The sequence below is a fragment of the Vibrio sp. CJQ_6 genome, from assembly GCF_043106745.1.
GTDB classification, from domain to species: Bacteria; Pseudomonadota; Gammaproteobacteria; order Enterobacterales; family Vibrionaceae; genus Vibrio; species Vibrio furnissii.
In genome coordinates this window covers 190,886-209,180 of the sequence record NZ_JBICMV010000007.1, presented here as the reverse complement: position 1 = coordinate 209,180, position 18,295 = coordinate 190,886, and the positions used below count along the sequence as shown (strand labels likewise).

The following is an 18,295-nucleotide window of genomic DNA, read 5'->3' as shown; positions in this document are numbered from 1 at the left end:
GAATTATAAAATGAGTATTAAAGAATATACCGGGTCAGCGGGTGGTTGGGGCGCACTGAAAAGTACCGCGCATCATCTGTTCAAAAGTCACAACGTTGCCAAGAATATCTCTAACCTATTGAGAACCAACCAAGATCATGGGTTTGACTGTCCGGGCTGTGCTTGGGGTGAAAAACATGTACCAGGGCGTTTTCGTTTCTGCGAAAACGGCGCAAAAGCCGTGAACTGGGAAGCCACCACACGCCGTGTTGGCGCTGCATTTTTCGAGCAATATTCTGTCAGCTGGCTGAACAAGCAAAGCGACTATTTCCTTGAATATCAAGGACGTTTGGCAGAGCCGATGCGCTACAATGCGGAAACGGATCACTACGAACCGATCAGCTGGGACGATGCGTTTGCATTGGTGGCAACGCATCTCAATCAGCTCGAACATCCGAATCAAGCGGAGTTCTACACCTCTGGCCGCGCCAGCAACGAAGCGGCTTTTCTCTATCAGTTGTTTGCTCGCCGCTTTGGGACGAATAACTTTCCAGATTGCTCCAACATGTGCCATGAAGCCACCAGCGTCGCGTTAGCTCGCACGATTGGGATTGGTAAAGGCACCGTGACGATTGATGATTTTGAAGAAGCTGATGCGATCTTCCTGTTTGGTCAAAATCCGGGGACGAACCACCCACGTATGTTGGAAACTTTGGCCTCAGCCTACAAACGTGGTGCGCGAGTGGTGGCGTTCAATAACCTGAAAGAGCGCGGATTGGAGCGCTTTACCAACCCGCAGAATCCATTTGAAATGCTCAGCAATGGCTCAACGCCCACCACCAGTGACTATTTCATGCCCAAATTAGGTGGCGACATGGCGGCGGTGCGGGGGCTGGTCAAAATTTTGTTGGCGCGTCACGAGAAAGCGCAAGCGTGCGGCGAATCTGTATTTGATTTGGCATTTATCGCGCAGCACACCGAAGGCATGGAAGCGTATCTGGATATTGTACGTACCACGCCATGGGAACAGATCGAACAACAATCGGGTCTCAGCCAAGCAGAACTGACGCAAGCGGCCGATATTTACCAAAACGCTCAACGCGTGATTGTTACTTGGGCCATGGGCGTTACCCAGCACAAACACTCGGTGGCCACCATTCAGGAATTGGTGAACTTGCAACTGTTGTTTGGTCAGGTAGGTAAAGATGGTGCGGGTCTGTGTCCGGTGCGTGGTCACTCCAACGTGCAGGGTGACCGCACGGTGGGCATCAATGAAAAACCGCCGGCTGCGCTGCTGGAAAATATTGAGAAAGCCCTTGGCTTTGCGCCGCCAAAAGCGCACGGACATAACGTTGTGAACGCACTGCAGGCCATGAGTCGCGGTGAAAGCAAAGTGTTTATCGGCTTGGGGGGTAACTTAGTTGCTGCCGCACCGGATACCGCGCTGGTGGCGAAAGCGATGCGCAATTGCGAGCTCACCGTGAATATCGCAACTAAACTCAATCGCAGCCACGTCAATCCGGGGAAAGATTCACTGATTCTGCCGTGTCTGGGGCGCACTGATATCGATATTCAAGCCGCAGGGCCACAAAAAGTGACGGTTGAAGATTCGTTCTCCATGGTGCATGCCTCATCAGGCCGCGTCGACATGACCGGTGAACTGATGCGTTCTGAGCCGGCGATCATTGCGGGCATGGCCAAAGCAACGCTGGGCGACAACAATCCGGTTGATTGGCAATCGATGGCGGACAACTATGACAACATTCGCGATTTGATCGAGCAGATCATTCCGGGGTTCGAGCAGTTTAATCAGCGCATTGCGGGCCCCGGTGGTTTTTACCTTGGCAACTCAGCGCGCGAATTGAACTGGAAAACGGCGAGTGGAAAAGCGCAGCTCACCAACAACGCGCTACCTACGTCGATTATTCCGGTTGAAGCGGAACAAATGACCAAAAAACCGGTATTTGTGTTGCAAACCATGCGTTCTCACGACCAATACAACACCACGGTCTACGGTTTTGATGATCGTTATCGTGGCGTATTTGGCGAGCGCAATGTGGTGTTCATGAATGCGAAAGATATTGAGCAGCAAGGTTTGCAAGCGGGCGATTTGGTTGATATCGAAACGTTGTGGACCGATGCTGTGAAGCGTCAAATTGTCGGGTTCAAAGTGGTGGCGTTTGATATTCCAAAAGGAAACGTGGCCGCGTATTTCCCAGAAGCCAATGCGCTGATTCCCCTCAGCAGCAAAGGGGACTTGAGTGATACTCCGACGTCGAAGTCGATTGCGGTGGTCATCACGGCAACCCAAGTCGCGCCGTTACTCGCAACCGCCCAATAATCGCCGCAAGCCCACTGATTCAGTGGGCTTTGTTTTAGGTGACAATGTCACTAATAAGTGTCACAAATCAACATCACAACGAATGCCACAATGTGTTGTGGCACGACCATGTCATAGGAACGGTGAGCACATGAATCTATTTGAAACAATTCCAACGGCACTCCCGGAGGAGCAATTTAAGGCGTTGCTACAACGGCCGAACCTTCGTCTCGAACGTATCTTGTCTCAAGGGCACACGTCCCCCAAACAGGGTTGGTACGATCAAGAGGAACATGAATGGGTGTTGGTGCTACAAGGTTGCGGGACGGTTGAGTTTGAAAACGGCGAATCACAGACCTTGCACGTGGGCGACTACTTGAATATTCCTGCCCATACTCGACATCGCGTCACATACACCGACCCAGATGATGTGACACTTTGGTTGGCGGTATTTTATCCAGCATAACGTGTTGATGTCCATTACGTGACAATGTCACGTAAAAAGGCGTAATTTGATGTATTGATGTGCGTTATTGTTTAGTTTAACGCATGTCGTTCGCAAAAGTGTGCAGTTTTTGTAGCGAACGTGCCGACATCATGCGCTAAATGCCAGATTATCATAAAAACGCTTCGGTATGATTTTGGAAGTTCGGTATACTGCGCACTTCAAACACAACGATCATCATCAGAGCGGAAGATATTACGTGGCACCGTTACCACATCAACAGCACGCCCACCAACAAGACGGGTTGGTGTCAGCTCGCGTCTATTCGACGTCCTTACATCATCAAGTTACCCAATTCGTTCAACGTGGGCGGATGACGCTCAATCACCTGATGTGGCTTGTGCTACTTTTCTTTGTGGTTGGCCCATTACCTGCGTTTGCCCAATCGCCTTTGGTGTTAACCGATCGCAGTGATGAGGTGATTCCGCTGAGTGGTAAAGCGGAGTACTTTCGCGACACATCGGCACAGCTGACGATACAAGACATCATCGCCCGCAGCGACGATTTCCAAAATACGGCACACACGCAGGAGATGAATTTTGGCTACACCCAAAGTGCGGTGTGGTTAAAGCTGGCTGTTACGTCCGACATCACGCACATTCAAAACCGAGTTTTGGAATTTCAATACGCCTATTTAGATGACGTGCGTTTTTATGTGGTATCGAATCAGGGGATTGAAACCTATTACTCTGGGCGCAATGTTCCTGTGAATCAATGGCCGCTTGCTAGCCGTAAACCGGCATTTCCGATCATGTTCCATCCCGGTGAAGCGGTCACGCTGTATGTGCGCGGTGAAAGCCACGCAGCGCTGGCGATGAGCGTAAATTTGATGACGCAGCAGGCGTATGCCAAATCGGACACGCGCACATTGGTGGTGTTATCGCTTTACTACGGCATGTTGATTGCGCTCGGTAGTTATAACTTGTTGCTCTTTATTGGCTTGCGTCAACGAATCTTTTTGCTCTACGCCAGCTTTGTTTTCACCTTTGCGCTGGCCGCATCAAGCATGAATGGCATTGGCCCATTGTTGCTGTGGCCGGACATCACACACGCGTCAGATCGCGTGGTGCCGACCGGTTATAGCATCGCCGCAACGCTCGCATTGATGTTTGCGCGCCGATTCTTGAACCTAGCAACGCATGCGCCGCGTTGGGACAAGTTTGTGCTGTCTGCCATTGCAGTGTGGGGCGCTTGCGTGGTCGCAACATGGTTTACTGATATTCCGCTCGCGTTCAAGATCATGTCGATTCAAGCGGTGTTAACCACCATCAGCCTGCTCACGGTTGGGATTGCTGCGGTGCGCTTGAAAATCCCAGCGGCGAAGATTTTCGTGCTCGCTTGGTCGTTGCTGCTGGTGGGCACATCGCTGCTCTCAATACGCAATGCCGGTTTGTTGCCCTCGAATTTCTTCACGGTATACAGCATGCAAATTGGCTCGGCAGTCGAGATGTTGTTGCTGTCGTTTGCCTTGGTGGCGAAGTTTAACGATCTCAAACGTCAGAAAGAAAAAGCCCAGGCCGATTTAGTCAACACATTAATTGAGCAAGAAAAGGTGTTGGAAACTCGCGTCGCGGCGCGCACGGCGGAACTGGAGCAGGCTAAAAGCCAGCTCGAAGTGCATGTCACCGTTGATTCGCTGACCGGGATTTTGAACCGCCGCGGACTTAACCGTTACTTTGAAACGCTCAAGTCACGAGCAAGCAGTGCAGACGACACCGCCATTGTGGTCTTGATCGATCTTGATGAATTTAAGCCGGTGAATGATCAGTATGGTCATGAAGCAGGCGACATGTTGCTGCAAACATTGGCGCAGCGCATGAGGTCACGACTTCCTGAGCATGCTGGATTGGGGCGTTTGGGCGGCGATGAGTTTGTCGCGCTCTTTGCTGGGCAAACGGGACGCTCTAAACACGAATTAGAACAGATTGGCGTGCAATTGCTGGCTGCTATCTCCGAGCCGATTGCGCTTCATTCGGATGTAGTGGTTCATGTTCAGGCCAGTATTGGGGTTTCGCTCTGTACCATTGCGCCTCATTCGTTTGCAACGGCGCTCCGCGCGGCCGATACGGCCATGTATGACATCAAGCACAATGGTAAAAATGGTGTGGTGGTGGTGTCTGACGTGTCCATCCCAGAGCACGCCACGCTGTAAATGATTACCCTTCCAACGGATAAGCGTTCAAAAGGGGCATCGCGCAAAAAGGACTGTGCTTAAACGAACAAGAGATCAGCCGCATTCTGATCTCTTGTTTCTCAATCGTGTGGTTTGTGAATCGGACGGTTTGTTATTGTCCCATCGCCATTTTCATGCCGCTTTGAGTCTGTGTTGGCACGATCGCTTCTGGCATACCGAGGTGATAGCCCTGAAACATGGTGATATCCAGCGCTTGCATCGCGCTCAACTGCTGCGCGGTTTCGATGCCTTCCACCACGGTTTGAGCATTCGCTTGTTTGGCGACGTCAATCGCATTGAGCAGCAAACGCGTATTGCCTTGCATGTATTCAGTCAGCAAGTGACGATCAAACTTAATGATATCCGGTTGCAGTAAATCGACACGCGCTTGGTTGGACGCGCGGCATCCGAAATCATCAATCGCAATGCCATACCCTTGGCCGGAAAGTGAACGTGTGGCGATTTTAAGCTGCGCATCGTCGTCCGATTCTAGCTCCACCAATTCCATCACGACTTGATCATGGGTTAACGACAATTCATCTAAGCGGTGTGACAACAAGCTATCGCTGAGGTGTTGATTGACGGCATGGCCACTAAGCGGCAATACATTGAGAAACAGTTTGAGATGACGGTAATGAGAGAGGGCGAAGTTGCGCAGGTGAATCAATCGGCTCAGGTATTCGACGTTGAGTTTGTCGATCAAGCCATACAGTTCAGAGTGAAAGAAGCGATCGGGGCGTATCTGCGTGTGGTAATGCGTATAAATGCGGACGAGGGCTTCGACGCCAACCACACGTTGTTCGCGTGCGAAAATGGGTTGGAATACGCTGCGTAACGTTAGACCTTTATAATGAGCAATGTATTGTCCATCCGGATCGAATGTGACGTATTGCTGATACTGCTGTGGGTCAGTGAGAATCATACAATCTTTGTAATCCTTGATTAATCACGGTGCTTTTGCGTCCATGCCGTGTTTATTTTGACAATAGCCATAATATTGACGAACTGGGTTCGATGTCAATCGGATAAAAACTTTTAAATTCAGGGCCGATCCATGATTCCGAGCTTAAAGCGTTCATTTTGATCTATTTTTGATCAACGCTATGCTCATGATTTAAATAACACTTTAATTTACATGAGGTTATATCTACCCGAGTGACATCACATATTTATCGTCTCAATGTTTTGTTGCATTTTATCTGTGGCATGACACCCCCGTTAATATGTAAGCGCGTCTCTTCTTGCGGAAAAATGTCGACCGACGTCAAACTTTGCGTTTAGCGCTCATCAAAAAAATCTTTGTTGCGAATGTAACGACTCATCAAATGGTAAGAAAATGGGCGAATCAGCCACGATACCAATGAGCGACCCAAACGAATAAACGTCGGGGTGTTTTCATAGATCTTGCCATTGTGTAACCAGAGTAGTTTCCCCACATGCCAATAATAGAGTGGAATGGGGGGCAGAAAGGTCACAACATCCAGATCGCAACACACGCGGTAGGTTCGGTGTGACAATTGGTAACGTTGATGAAAACGATACCCGCCAATCGCCGGTTGGCCAAAGGTCACCACGCGTTTGATGCATTTCGGGTGGCGCGTTTCTAGCAGATCGGCCAGAACGCAGCCTACCGCACCGCCGGATGAATGACCGGTGATCGTTACATGTTTACCCTGAGCGATCAGCGGTTCAACGTAACTCAGCAGGCGTTCAAAAACACACAATCCCAGCGTATCGCTGTTGTAACCGGGCAAGCTTTCTTGATGAATTAAGTAATGAAACCCGGCATGGATTGGGTACGGCAACCCAAGTTGCGGCGTCGAGCGCTTCCACAGGGCTAAATTGAGTGCCCAATCCACTAAAGAGTGCGAGCCTTTGATCACCACAATCACTTCATCGTCGCGTTTACTCCACAACACACGCATCATGATTTTGCCGAATCGGTTGTAGACGATCCGCTGCCCGTTGGGATCAAACCCATAATTGGTTTGTTTGAACACACGCGGATAGGCCAAATTACATAAAACGGCATAGCGTTCATATTGATAGCGCTTGAGGCTTTTCACATGGATGCAGGATGAGTGGCTTTGGTGACCACTATGCGAGATAAAGATGAACCTTATGTGACGAAATCGCCCTGATAGGGTTGGACTGATAGAGTTGGATCAGATTGATACGGCTAGATAAGATGGCGTCGCAATCGGGTTGTAAGGATTGCGACGCCATCTTGGGTTAGGCCCATTGCAACACGGCGTACAACTGAATGTACTTGCGGACCAGTTGTTGATTCTTCGAACGCTTAAGTGGGTGACCAAACTTTATATAACAAGGGCTGATATGGAAAAAGGTGTCTAAAGCTTGCGTCAGTTGGGATTCGCTTTCGTACAGCGTGATACCTTGAGCGTTGTAATCATCGATTTCGTCCGGGAGTTGGCCGGTCCACCAATGCAGGAGTTCGCGGCTTTTGTGGCTGCGGCTGATCCAGTGGTCGGTTAGCAGAAGCAGCAAATCGTTGGGTTGGATGGCATACCCGTATTCTTGCTTCCACTGCGTGATGTCGCGCATCAATTTGTCACGACAAGTTTTCCCCGCGCTGACCATGTGATGCGTGAGCACCCAAACTGTCCCTGCGTCGCTACTGATGCGATAGTGATGTGGCTGTTCGGTTTGAGAGACAGATTCAATCGGTGCGTATTCACAGCGATGACCAAATTCGGTCAGTGTGCGTGCCAGACGCCGGGCAAATGCCAAACCAAGGTGATGTTCGCTCATGCCCTGATTATGAATCGTCGGGTAGTGCTTTTCACACAGCTTTAAGCAATCCGCTTGGAATTCATTGACACTTTGAGTGAGGATGTCCAGTAACAACGCGTTGTTCTCCATTACGAAAGCTCGATAAGATTATCACAGTTACTGCTTGCTACGAGCAGCAAATCACCAGTTCTTGATCTTTTGCACTGTTCTCATTCATCCAACGAGCGGGTTGGCGAATAAATGCGCAATGGTGAATTTGGAGAACAGGATAACTTGCAATAAAAAATGCCCTAATAAGAAGGAAACCTGCCATGAGTGACGTATCGTTTACGCAACAACAGCGTGAAGCATTGGCTTTAGCGTTACAGCAATTTTGTGCCGATGAACTGGATGTTGAACTGGAACAGTTTGATGCGTGGTTCTTGTTAGATTTTGTTACAAATAAGATCGGCCCATTTTACTACAATAAGGGGCTGGCAGATGCACAGTCGGTGATGGAGCGCAAAATGCTTGATATCGCTGATGAGCTCTATCAAATTGAAAAAGAAAGTGAATTCTAAAACGCCTGTTTTGACCTACGTCTTCAAATTATTCGAACGTCTTCATCAATCCTGCCGTCTATTCGCTGCGTAAATCTTGGTAAATACTCTGTTACGAATATGTAGGAACCGATATTCTTGCGGTTGATTATTGTTGTTCTGACTACCAGTGAGAGAAATATCATGAGTACAGAAGTCACCCATTACAACCGAACGTCTCAGTGTGTTCATTGGTTGTCTGCCATTGTTGTGATTGGCATGTTCGCAGCCGGTGTCTGGATGGTCGATTTATCGTATTACAGCCAATGGTACCAAACGGCACCGCATTGGCATAAATCGGTTGGCATCTTATTACTGGCCTTAACCTTGTTCCGCATCGTGTGGAAAGTCGTGACGTTGTCACCCAAGGTGGAAGGGGCAAGCTGGGAAAAAGTATCAGCAAAATTGGCTCATGGTTTCATTTACTTAGACCTCATGATTCTGTTTGTGTCAGGTTACCTGATCTCGACAGAAGATGGCCGTGGGATTGACGTGTTTAACTGGTTTACCGTTCCTGGCGCTGGCGCGCTGTTTGAAGGGCAATCCGACTTAGCAGGTTTGGTCCACGAGTATGCTGCATGGACATTGATTGCCATTGCAGTACTGCATGCTGCGGCTGCTTTGAAGCACCACTTTATTAACCAAGATAATACGCTACGCAAAATGATAGGAGCATCAAAATGAAGAAGACGTTATTGGCATCGGGCTTAGCATTGGCAATGGTAATGCCATTCGGCGCTAGCGCAGCGGACTATGTGATCGACACCAAAGGTGCGCACGCATCGGTTAACTTTAAAGTTAGCCACCTCGGCTACAGTTTCACCATGGGTCGCTTTAACACGTTTAGCGGTGAATTCTCTTACGACCCAGCGAACATTGCCGCATCGAAAGTGAACGTCACTGTTGATACGACAAGCCTCGACTCAAACCACGCAGAGCGTGACAAACACATTCGCAGTGCAGACTTTATCGACGCATCAAAATATGCGACGGCAACCTTTACCAGCACGAAAGTGATTGATAAAGGGGACGGCAAATTGGAAGTGTTGGGTGATTTAACGCTGCACGGCCAAACGAAACCAATCACGATTGACGCTGAATTCATTGGCGCAGGTAAAGATCCGTGGGGCGGCGAGCGCGCGGGCTTTAGCGGTACCACGCGTCTTGAGTTGAAAGACTTTAATATTGCGGTGATGGGACCAACGTCTTACGCCGACATGCAACTGTATATTGAAGGCGTGAAGAAGTAATCTTCAGCGCGTCTCAATAAAGAAAGCCCCCGTGGTCTCCTCGAGATACGGGGGCTTTGTTTTAGTTAGCCATCTGCGTTATTCGTTTTTTTGATTAAGCACGCGCGAGTTCTTGTTCTTCAACCACGCTGAGGCGCTCGCCGTAAATGGGTCTTAATGCAGCTAAAACATGGTTGCGTTCCAGCAGGCCGACAAACTTGCCGTTGTCCAGCACAGGCAATGTGTGCGGTTTGCTGACTTTCATGCTTTTCGCGCGTTCTTCTAGTGACAGTGAGTTAAAGCGTGTCGCGATTCCCATGCTGGTGGTTGGGAACAATTGGTCTTTGTCGATACAGAAGAACTCGGCCACATCAACCAGCTTGTCGTTAACATCAATGGCAATCACGTCACGCGTCATCAAATCGACTACCTTTTGTTCGCCGTCTGGAATGTAATCTTGGCACCACAAATCCACCATAATGTCGTGTGCAGATAACATGCCCACCAAGCGACCTTCGACGTCTAAAACAGGAGCTGCATTCAAACGGTGTTCGACCAATGTGTCGATGGCCATCGCGGTGGTTTGCTCAACACTTAGGGTGATAGGTTGAGTGTTCATCATATCTTTGACATTAAGAGTGTTTTTCATAGTAGCTTCCTTCACTGACGTGATAGTTGTTGTTTCCGTAATTGCACGAACATTGGCCATTTTTAATTGGGGACGACGATAGATGGCCCAATTCGCCAGTCCAACGAGTACGGCACCGCCGACGATGTTGCCGAGTGTGACTGGAATGAGATTGGCGGTAATAAATTGCATGACATTCAGATCCGCATATTGCGCAGCCGTCACGCCGGTTTGTTGCCAGAACGACTCTGGCGCGAATGTGTGAATCGCAATGCCCAGTGGCACCATAAACATGTTGGCGACACAGTGTTCAAAACCACTGGAGACGAACATCGCCACCGGCAAAATGGTCATGACGGCTTTGGTCATCGCGTTGGCTGAACTGAAGGTTAGCCAAATCGCCAAACAGACGAGTAGGTTACACAGCACGCCCAGCGCAAATGCTTGCAGTAGGGTGTGGTGCAGTTTGTGTTGGGCAATGTTGAGGGCATTCAGTCCCCATTGGCCGTGATCAAGCTGGTACAGACCGGCCGCACTGACCAAAGCCAGCAAAAACATCGCACCGATAAAGTTGCCGATGTAGACTTTGCCCCAAATGGCGAGCATTTTGCCGAAACTGATCTGTTTGTTAGCCCAGGAAATACTCGACAGGACGGAACTGGTAAACAGCTCACCGCCGCAGATCACAATCAGTATCAATCCCATACTGAACGCAATCCCGCCCGCTAAGCGGCTCAGTCCCCAGCCAGCAGATTCACTGCCTGTGGTGACGGTGATATAAAATAAGAAAGCCAGACCAATAAACGCGCCTGCCATCACGGCAAGACTCAGCGTCATGCTACTGTTCTTCTTTATCTTACTGAGTGCGAATTTTTCCGCCTCTGCCATCATTTCGTATGGCGAAAAATGGTTTAGGTTTTCAGCACCTGTTGCAGACATATTTGTTCCTCAAATGAATGTTCATGTAATAGCGCCTTATGGAAAACAACACGTTATGTGCTGTTTCGAGATCAGATTACGAGCGGAACATTCACAGGTAAAATTGATAATTTTTTTTATCCCTATCAATTGTATTGATATAGCGAAATGAACAAGTACAATGAAACCGCTTGCTCATAAGCAAGTTGTTCACTCACAGAACACATAGGATAAGCAGTGCGATATTCACTAAAACAATTAGCCGTTTTTGATGCGGTCGCCGATTGTGGAAGCGTCAGTACAGCAGCAGATAAGCTTGCTCTGACCCAGTCGGCGACGAGCATGTCTTTAGCCCAGTTGGAAAAAATGCTTGGCCGTCCTTTGTTTGAAAGACAGGGGAAGCAAATGGCGTTAACGCATTGGGGCATGTGGCTGCGCCCAAAGGCCAAAAAGCTGTTGCAGGATGCACAACAGATAGAAATGGGCTTTTACGATCAGCACCTCATCAGTGGTGAACTCTGTTTGGGCGCCAGTCAAACCCCCGCAGAACACCTTGTTCCAGACCTTATCAGTATTATTGATAGTGACTTTCCAGAAATTCGAATCGACCTTGGTGTCAAAAGTACCCAAGGGGTGATTGAGGGCGTCCTGGATTACAAATATGACTTGGGCATCATCGAAGGTCGCTGTGACGACAACCGAATTCACCAAGAAGTGTGGTGTCGTGATCACTTGACCGTGGTGGCATCGGCTCATCATCCGTTTGCAAAGCGTGACGTGGTGAGTTTGGCGCAATTAGAACAAGCCAAATGGGTGCTGCGTGAACACGGCTCCGGCACACGCAAAACCTTTGATAGCTCCATTCATAAATTGATTGCCGATCTGGATGTGTGGCGAGAATACGAGCACGTGCCTGTACTACGTACGTTGGTGGCGAATGGGTCTTACCTGACTTGCCTGCCGTATTTAGATGTGGAGAAGTTCATTCAGAATGGCCAATTGGTTGCACTCAACGTCCCTGAACTAAATATGGAGCGTACTTTGTCATTCGTGTGGCGTGCGGACATGGCGGAAAACCCATTGGTGGAGTGCATCAAGCGCGAAGGGTTGCGAATGATGAAAGGAAGACCTTCTGTTTTATAGCCGTTTTATATTTCCTAAATCTGTTGATTTACCGTTTGCGTCACGATTTTTATGATATTTGTTTATCGTATACATTTTTATTGTGATCCAAATCACTGGTAAAGGCACAATTTAGCTCTTAGTATTCTCGCTTGATTCACTGATGTGGTCAGCCCGATGGGTTGGCGACTTCGTAGAGGGCATTATGAGCACACTGTTCGCTATTTCACTGACTACGGGAATTCTGTCGGGTATTTGGGGCTGGGTAGCCGTGACACTTGGACTACTGTCCTGGGCTGGCTTCTTAGGATGTACCAGCTATTTCGCCTCACCAAAAGACGGATTGCGAGGGCTAGGAGAGAGCTTACTGACCAATCTAAGCGGCGTGTTTTGGGCGATGGTGATCATCGAAGCCTCCAATTACGTTGGCATTGATATTCTCGGTTATGTGATTACTGCGATTGTGGCATTTTTTATGTGCATTCAAGCCAGTAAACAGTGGCTCGCATACATTCCTGGTACCTTCATTGGTTCATGTGCGACATTTGCCGCCAGTGGCGACTGGAAGCTTGTGATCCCTTCATTGTTCATCGGTGGTTTGTTCGGCTACCTCATGAAATCAAGCGGAGTCTGGTTGCATCAGCGATCAAAACGGTCTGATCTGAAAAAAGAGTTGAACGACGCGGAGCGGATCGCCTAATCACGCCCCGCAGAGCTCTCGCTTCTGAGAAAAGACACCCCCGATTAATTTGTATCGAATTATCAGTTTATTTGATATTTGCGTTCAGTTTGACGGTCCCTTTTCGCTGAACCGCATTGATACTAGGCACACAGGAATGTGTGCCTTCTTTTTTATCCGCGACACGCTTGTATTTATAAGCCTCAGCATCATGCGTTGCTGCTGCGAAATTGAGCCTTCAGTTCACACCAAGCACGGTTGAGTCATCATGTGTTGCCATTGGCCATGGTGATGACACGTTTCAACGTCCAGCGCAGCAAGACCGGAATGCAGTCGATGCCGTTCTCTTCACAGTGCGAGACAATCGCCAGCGCTAAATCGGGCTTTGCATGTTTCTTCAATACCTTGGTGACGACTTTCTTTGCCGGGATCGGATGATCGTACGGGATCTTCGCCATATCCTTGAAGAACGTTTCAAAGCCGTGGGAATACAAGAAGTGCTCGATGTCGCGGTCGGGCAGTTCGGTTAAGCGGTGACGCTCTTGGTCGTGTCCCAGCATACCCAGCACTGTGGCCGCGTATTTTTTACCCGCGGCATCGCCATCTGTTACCACATGCCACTCAATCCCAAACGCTTTGGCGACTTTGATCAGTGATTTTAACCCTGATTGAGCAAATTCAATGATTTGCACGCCTTCTGCCGCTAAGTTATAGCCGCATTGACGTGCCAACTCACTAAAGAGCCACACTTCCGTTTCGCCTTCAACCAGCAACCAACAACGTGCGTAGAGCGCGCCGGAACGATGGAAGCGAATATGAAAGCCGATACGCCGCAACTCATCACGACTCAAACCTCGCACCGGTACGCTGGTGGCGACAGTTTTATCCGACTTTCTCACTAAGCGGCGAATGGAGTGCAGCGGTACGGAACCTAGCAAGTCGCCACTGTTGGTGGTTAAAATCTTCTGCATTGGCAACATTTCAAGCAAGCTCCACGCGCGCGCAAGATGTGTCGGGTGCAGACGACCTTCCGGGTCTTCCACGATTAAGATTGGCCGAGCAAAACGGCGAAGCTCGTTCGGGCCTTTGGCCTGCAAATAGGCATTCAACAATCCTAATAGCAGTAATCGAGTTTGCCGATTCTTGGTTTCATCAACAATTTGGGTCAGGCTCTTTTCATTGGCAGGCGAGCCATACACCAAACTTTCACGTTCGCGACGTGGGTTTTTACGGCTCTGACTTTTAAACGAGAAGTAGTGTTCCACCAGCGCATGCATGGCGTTTAGGCTACTGCGCATTTCGCCTTTGTTCACGTGACCGGGAATGGCCATCAAACGGCGCGCCGTGTTGTTGATACGTTTCTCCACGCGCGAGTTGACGCCATTTTTGCCATCAAACGGTCGATCAAACTGGCGTGAGTCGCGCAGACGAATCACCGGATGCAAGCTCATCAATTCTTTTGCCAAACTCTCTGAGTGATGAATGGGGATTGGATTGCCATCGAGATCAAGGAAAGCATATTCCGTGGTGATGTCGTATTGCACCCGAGAACCACTGACCCGATAAATAATGCGATGCTGACCATTCTCATCTTCACGCCAAACGGGTTTGAGATTGCGATATCGCCCAGCGCGATGCTCTTTGGTGTCGGAGGCGACAAAACTCAGGATGATTTGGATATCCTGCGTTTGTGGGTGGGAGATCGAATAGTCGACGTGGAAATCCTGCAACTCAAATTGATAGGGCTGGCCGTTGGACGGCAACATGACAGACAGGGCGTCCAGCAGGGATGATTTACCCCAAGTGTTTTCACCTATTAACGTTGTGAGTTCATCTAAAGTGAGCGATAAACGACGAATGCCACGAAAACCTGATACTTCAATTCGCTCTAAATGCATAGGCTCAACTTCCTTTTTGTTCGCTGTGTTGAGTTTTATTTAAGGATAAAGGAAAACATGAGATTAAGCAGAATGTTCACTCACAGAAACAGGCGTGTGTATCACAAATTCAGTCACTTAACCCTTTAATTGTCACGAAATTCCGGCGGCGTAAAGAGTGACAAACATCAAATGCGATAAGTTTCTTTTCAAAGCCATTTCATAAAAGTCACGATTCTGTCATGATCGGTGGGCTAGGATGAGAGTGAAAGAGAAGAGAAGAATATATGACAAGAAAGAGAGAGATTACATCCATCACTCTGGCACACATCAACGATACCCATTCCTATTTCGAACCGACTTCGCTGCAACTGACACTGGATATGAACGGCCAAACGCTGACGCCTTTTGTTAGTGCCGGTGGATTTGCCCGCATCGCAACCCGCATTCAACAATTGAGAGACGATGCCGAGCGCATGAAACGGGGTTTCGTGTTTGTGCATGCTGGAGACTGCTTCCAGGGCACGCTGTACTTTTCCCTGTTTAAAGGAAAGGCAAACGCCGACATGCTGAATGCGTTGAATATCGACGCCATGGCGCTGGGCAATCATGAATTGGACATGGGCAACGAGCCGGTGGCGCAGTTTGCCAAACGCATTCATTTCCCGCTGTTGGCGGGCAACTGGGATTTATCGGCGGAGCGTCAGAATAAAGCGCATCGCCTATCGGACAACGCAAACGTGAAAGCGTATGACGTTGCGCGACGTTGCGCGAACTGGATCACCAAGTCGGTTGATGGCAGTGAAGTGGCGATATTTGGTTTGTCGCTGGATAAAATGGCGGATATTGCCAACCCCGATTGCGACACTCCGTTTGTGGACTCGCTCGAAACCGCACGCCACACTGTGGCCGAAATTCAACGGGCTGGCATCAACAAGATCATCTTGGTCAGTCACTTAGGCTACGACGTTGACAAAGAACTCGCAGAGCAGGTGGACGGCATCAGCGTCATTGTGGGAGGCCACAGCCACGTGTTGCAAGGCGACTTCAGCGCTTTGGGGTTGTCGAACGAAGAGGAATACGGCCAGTTCATCAACGGTACGTATGTGGTTCAAGCGGGTTTGTACGCGCTGGCGCTTGGTCATTGCCATATCGATTTTGACCAAGATGGCCACGTGGTGAACTTTGAAGGGCGTAACGAGCTGCTATTGGGACGTCGACTATTCTTGGATGCCAGTATGAATGAAGCGGGCAGTGATACTGCTCATTTGCAGGCGTGTGAGTACGTCAATAATCATCCCAATGTGGTGGTGTGTAAGAAAGATCCGCAAGTGCAGGGGCTGCTGCTCAATAAATACATTCCGCGTGTGCGTGAATTGCAAAGCCAAGTCATCGCCAACGCGCCGGAGAAACTGCGCCATGTGCGGATCCCGGATGAAGAAGGCCCGAGTGAATTGGCACCGTTGGTGGCACAATCTTTCATTCATGCCATGCGGCAGCGCGGTCACGATGTTCAGTTCGCGATCCACAATGCGGGTGGCGTGAGAACCTCGATTTTGCCGGGGAAAGTGACTGTTGCCGACATTGCCGGAAAATTACTTCCGTTTGCCGTTCCGATCGGTGTGTATCACGTGAAAGGCGAGGTGATTGCCGCCACGTTAGAGGGCGCGATCAACAATGCGACCAATAATGGTGTGGCTGGAACGGGTTCGGGCAGTTACCCCTACACCAGTCATTTATCGTTTGATTACGATGCAGACAAACCGATGGGACAACGCATTCAAAACTTGCGTATTTTCATCGACAACCACTGGCAACCTGTTGATCCACAAAGTCTCTATTGTGGAACGTCGTCGGCTTATACCATGAAAGGTAAAGAAGGATACGATGCGCTCATCAACATGCAAGGGGAAGGTTTTGTCAGTACGGTGTCGATGGCCGATGCGTTTATCGAAGCGTTATCAGACCAACCAGCACTGCTGGCTCGTCACAAAACTCAAGCGATGAACTCAATGCAATAAAGTGGCTCGGTCTTTGCTTAGTCTTTTCTGTCTCAGTTTCTCAACTCGGAAATTGCAGGGGGAAAATATGTGGAGCAAAGACTGGCTAGACACATTAGTGGTTGTCGCATGGGTGAGCGTATGGTCGGCATTGGTGTATGTACTACCGTTTGCCGGGATCTGATAAAAAGGAGCGTGATTCGCTCCTTTTTTGATCCAGATCTGGACTGAATGCAACCCAGCACATAAAATGGGGCCGTTTGGGGAGTAGTCGCCATCGGTTTACTTGTCGTCATCACGTTGAGCTTCGGCTTATCCGGCAAGTATGAGTGCCTGAACTGTTGAACAACAGATCAATCACTTCGACGAGACCAACGCATTCAACGCTGCTTTGAAATCAAGGCAGTAGTCGTTGCTATGCGGAAGGTTTCGAAACGTGACGGTTTTCAATCCTTCCGCCTATGGAGGATTTATGGCCCCAATAACTTATGTAGGATTTGCTGTCCTAACCCTGTCTTTAGTTACTCTCGATATTTGGCAAACCCGAGGGGGGAATGTAACGCTCAAGCGCGCAACCCTCTGGAGTGTGTTCTGGTTTGCTTTGGCCTTCGTTTTTGCTGCAAGCATTTATTATTTCTGGGACGTGTACGCGCCCGACAGCCACTATAGCGCGCAAAAAGCGACCGTGTCGTTTCTCACTGGCTATCTGTTAGAGAAGTCTTTGAGCGTCGACAACCTATTCGTCTTTGCCATCATCTTTCATCAATATGCCGTTCCTGAGCATTTGCGTCCTCGCGCGCTATTGTGGGGGGTGATTGGTGCGTTGGTACTGCGTGCGGTGATGATTTTCGTCGGTGCTGAGCTGCTCGCAACGTATCACTGGTTGCTGTACGTGTTTGCGCTGTTTCTGATCTGGACGGGGATTCAACTGGCACGTGACAAAGGCGATGAGGAAATTAACCCAGCGCCAGAGCGACTCATTCGCCGATTTGTCCCGGTGACAGATTCGTTTGCTGGCAATGCCTTGTGGGTACGTCAGAACCGCCGTTGGTGGGCGACTCCGATGTTCATTGTCGTTGGCGTCATTGCGTTTATGGATGTGATGTTTGCTTTGGACTCGATCCCGGCGATTTTCGCCGTCACACGTGAGCCATTCTTGGTGCTGGCAGCAAACGTGTTCGCGTTACTGGGCTTGCGCTCACTTTACTTTGTGTTGCAAGGCATGATGGATAAGTTTATCTATCTCAAACCCGCACTGTCGTTCATTATGATGTTTATCGGCGTCAAAATGTTACTGGTGGGATCGGCGTGGGAAATTCCAACCCCAGTTTCGCTGTTGGTACTGCTGTTGACCATGCTGACGGCGGTGATTGCGTCGGTGATCAAAGGCCAACGCCACGCCACGTTAAGTCACGTTAAATCAGAAGAGTAGGTGACGATGTGCTGCGATTGACAGGGTTCGGTCGTAGCACACTTCTGTACAGAGGATGTGTACAGGCTATATGTATAGCTCATGTGTACAGCTCATGTGTA

At 49.3% G+C, this 18,295-nt stretch carries 15 protein-coding genes; 10 read left to right on the top strand and 5 right to left on the bottom strand.

From position 1 onward, the window contains the following. The first annotated feature begins 10 nt into the window (after window positions 1–10). From ACF8PK_RS01655 to ACF8PK_RS01645, 3 genes are all read left to right on the top strand, one after another. The gene (locus ACF8PK_RS01655; protein WP_392439803.1) at window positions 11–2,320 is read left to right on the top strand and encodes an FdhF/YdeP family oxidoreductase; all 2,310 of its coding nucleotides are present in this window, start codon (window positions 11–13) and stop codon (window positions 2,318–2,320) included. A 130-nt stretch (window positions 2,321–2,450) separates the two neighbouring features. Next, window positions 2,451–2,765, top strand: coding sequence for a cupin domain-containing protein (locus tag ACF8PK_RS01650; RefSeq protein ID WP_392439801.1), 315 nt, complete (start codon window positions 2,451–2,453; stop codon window positions 2,763–2,765). 238 nt (window positions 2,766–3,003) lie between these two features. Beyond that, window positions 3,004–4,956: a 7TM diverse intracellular signaling domain-containing protein gene (locus tag ACF8PK_RS01645; protein WP_392439799.1), complete on the top strand. Its 1,953-nt coding sequence runs from the start codon at window positions 3,004–3,006 to the stop codon at window positions 4,954–4,956. Window positions 4,957–5,089: 133 nt separating this feature from the next. On the opposite strand, the gene ACF8PK_RS01640 is transcribed toward ACF8PK_RS01645, so the two are convergent. From ACF8PK_RS01640 to ACF8PK_RS01630, 3 genes are all read right to left on the bottom strand, one after another. Continuing rightward, window positions 5,090–5,899: an EAL domain-containing protein gene (locus ACF8PK_RS01640; protein WP_392439797.1), complete on the bottom strand. Its 810-nt coding sequence runs from the start codon at window positions 5,897–5,899 to the stop codon at window positions 5,090–5,092. A gap of 355 nt (window positions 5,900–6,254) precedes the next feature. Beyond that, the gene (locus tag ACF8PK_RS01635; RefSeq protein WP_392439795.1) at window positions 6,255–7,043 is read right to left on the bottom strand and encodes a lipase; all 789 of its coding nucleotides are present in this window, start codon (window positions 7,041–7,043) and stop codon (window positions 6,255–6,257) included. A 166-nt stretch (window positions 7,044–7,209) separates the two neighbouring features. Continuing rightward, entirely contained in the window at window positions 7,210–7,845 is a 636-nt protein-coding gene (locus ACF8PK_RS01630; RefSeq protein ID WP_041943411.1) for a hypothetical protein, read from the bottom strand. A gap of 197 nt (window positions 7,846–8,042) precedes the next feature. On the opposite strand from ACF8PK_RS01630, the gene ACF8PK_RS01625 reads away from it, so the two are divergent. The 3 genes from ACF8PK_RS01625 to ACF8PK_RS01615 all read left to right on the top strand — a co-directional run bounded on the left by ACF8PK_RS01625 (window position 8,043) and on the right by ACF8PK_RS01615 (window position 9,559). Next, entirely contained in the window at window positions 8,043–8,291 is a 249-nt protein-coding gene (locus ACF8PK_RS01625) for a DUF2164 domain-containing protein (RefSeq protein ID WP_004728165.1), read from the top strand. Between the two features lie 162 nt (window positions 8,292–8,453). Beyond that, entirely contained in the window at window positions 8,454–8,993 is a 540-nt protein-coding gene (locus tag ACF8PK_RS01620) for a cytochrome b (protein WP_014257336.1), read from the top strand. Then, on the top strand, window positions 8,990–9,559 hold the full coding sequence (locus ACF8PK_RS01615) for a YceI family protein (RefSeq protein WP_004728163.1): 570 nt from the start codon (window positions 8,990–8,992) through the stop codon (window positions 9,557–9,559). The genes ACF8PK_RS01620 and ACF8PK_RS01615 overlap by 4 nt, the downstream gene beginning before the upstream one ends. Before the next feature lie 94 nt (window positions 9,560–9,653). Here the strand turns inward: ACF8PK_RS01615 and focA are convergent, their stop codons facing one another. Continuing rightward, window positions 9,654–11,105 (bottom strand): formate transporter FocA, encoded by a 1,452-nt coding sequence (gene focA, locus ACF8PK_RS01610; RefSeq protein ID WP_143680489.1) that lies wholly within the window; start codon window positions 11,103–11,105, stop codon window positions 9,654–9,656. Between the two features lie 216 nt (window positions 11,106–11,321). Here focA and ACF8PK_RS01605 point away from each other — a divergent pair, with 216 nt between their 5' ends. Together ACF8PK_RS01605 and ACF8PK_RS01600 are read left to right on the top strand one after the other, a co-directional pair. Further along, entirely contained in the window at window positions 11,322–12,227 is a 906-nt protein-coding gene (locus tag ACF8PK_RS01605) for a LysR substrate-binding domain-containing protein (RefSeq protein ID WP_038152153.1), read from the top strand. A 184-nt stretch (window positions 12,228–12,411) separates the two neighbouring features. Beyond that, the gene (locus ACF8PK_RS01600; protein ID WP_158141889.1) at window positions 12,412–12,906 is read left to right on the top strand and encodes a DUF1097 domain-containing protein; all 495 of its coding nucleotides are present in this window, start codon (window positions 12,412–12,414) and stop codon (window positions 12,904–12,906) included. A gap of 245 nt (window positions 12,907–13,151) precedes the next feature. Here the strand turns inward: ACF8PK_RS01600 and ACF8PK_RS01595 are convergent, their stop codons facing one another. Then, on the bottom strand, window positions 13,152–14,783 hold the full coding sequence (locus ACF8PK_RS01595) for an ATP-dependent endonuclease (protein WP_004728159.1): 1,632 nt from the start codon (window positions 14,781–14,783) through the stop codon (window positions 13,152–13,154). Between the two features lie 266 nt (window positions 14,784–15,049). On the opposite strand from ACF8PK_RS01595, the gene ACF8PK_RS01590 reads away from it, so the two are divergent. Further along, window positions 15,050–16,783: a bifunctional UDP-sugar hydrolase/5'-nucleotidase gene (locus ACF8PK_RS01590; RefSeq protein ID WP_143680488.1), complete on the top strand. Its 1,734-nt coding sequence runs from the start codon at window positions 15,050–15,052 to the stop codon at window positions 16,781–16,783. A gap of 451 nt (window positions 16,784–17,234) precedes the next feature. Further along, window positions 17,235–18,194 (top strand): TerC/Alx family metal homeostasis membrane protein, encoded by a 960-nt coding sequence (locus tag ACF8PK_RS01585; protein WP_392439791.1) that lies wholly within the window; start codon window positions 17,235–17,237, stop codon window positions 18,192–18,194. Window positions 18,195–18,295 lie beyond the last annotated feature (101 nt).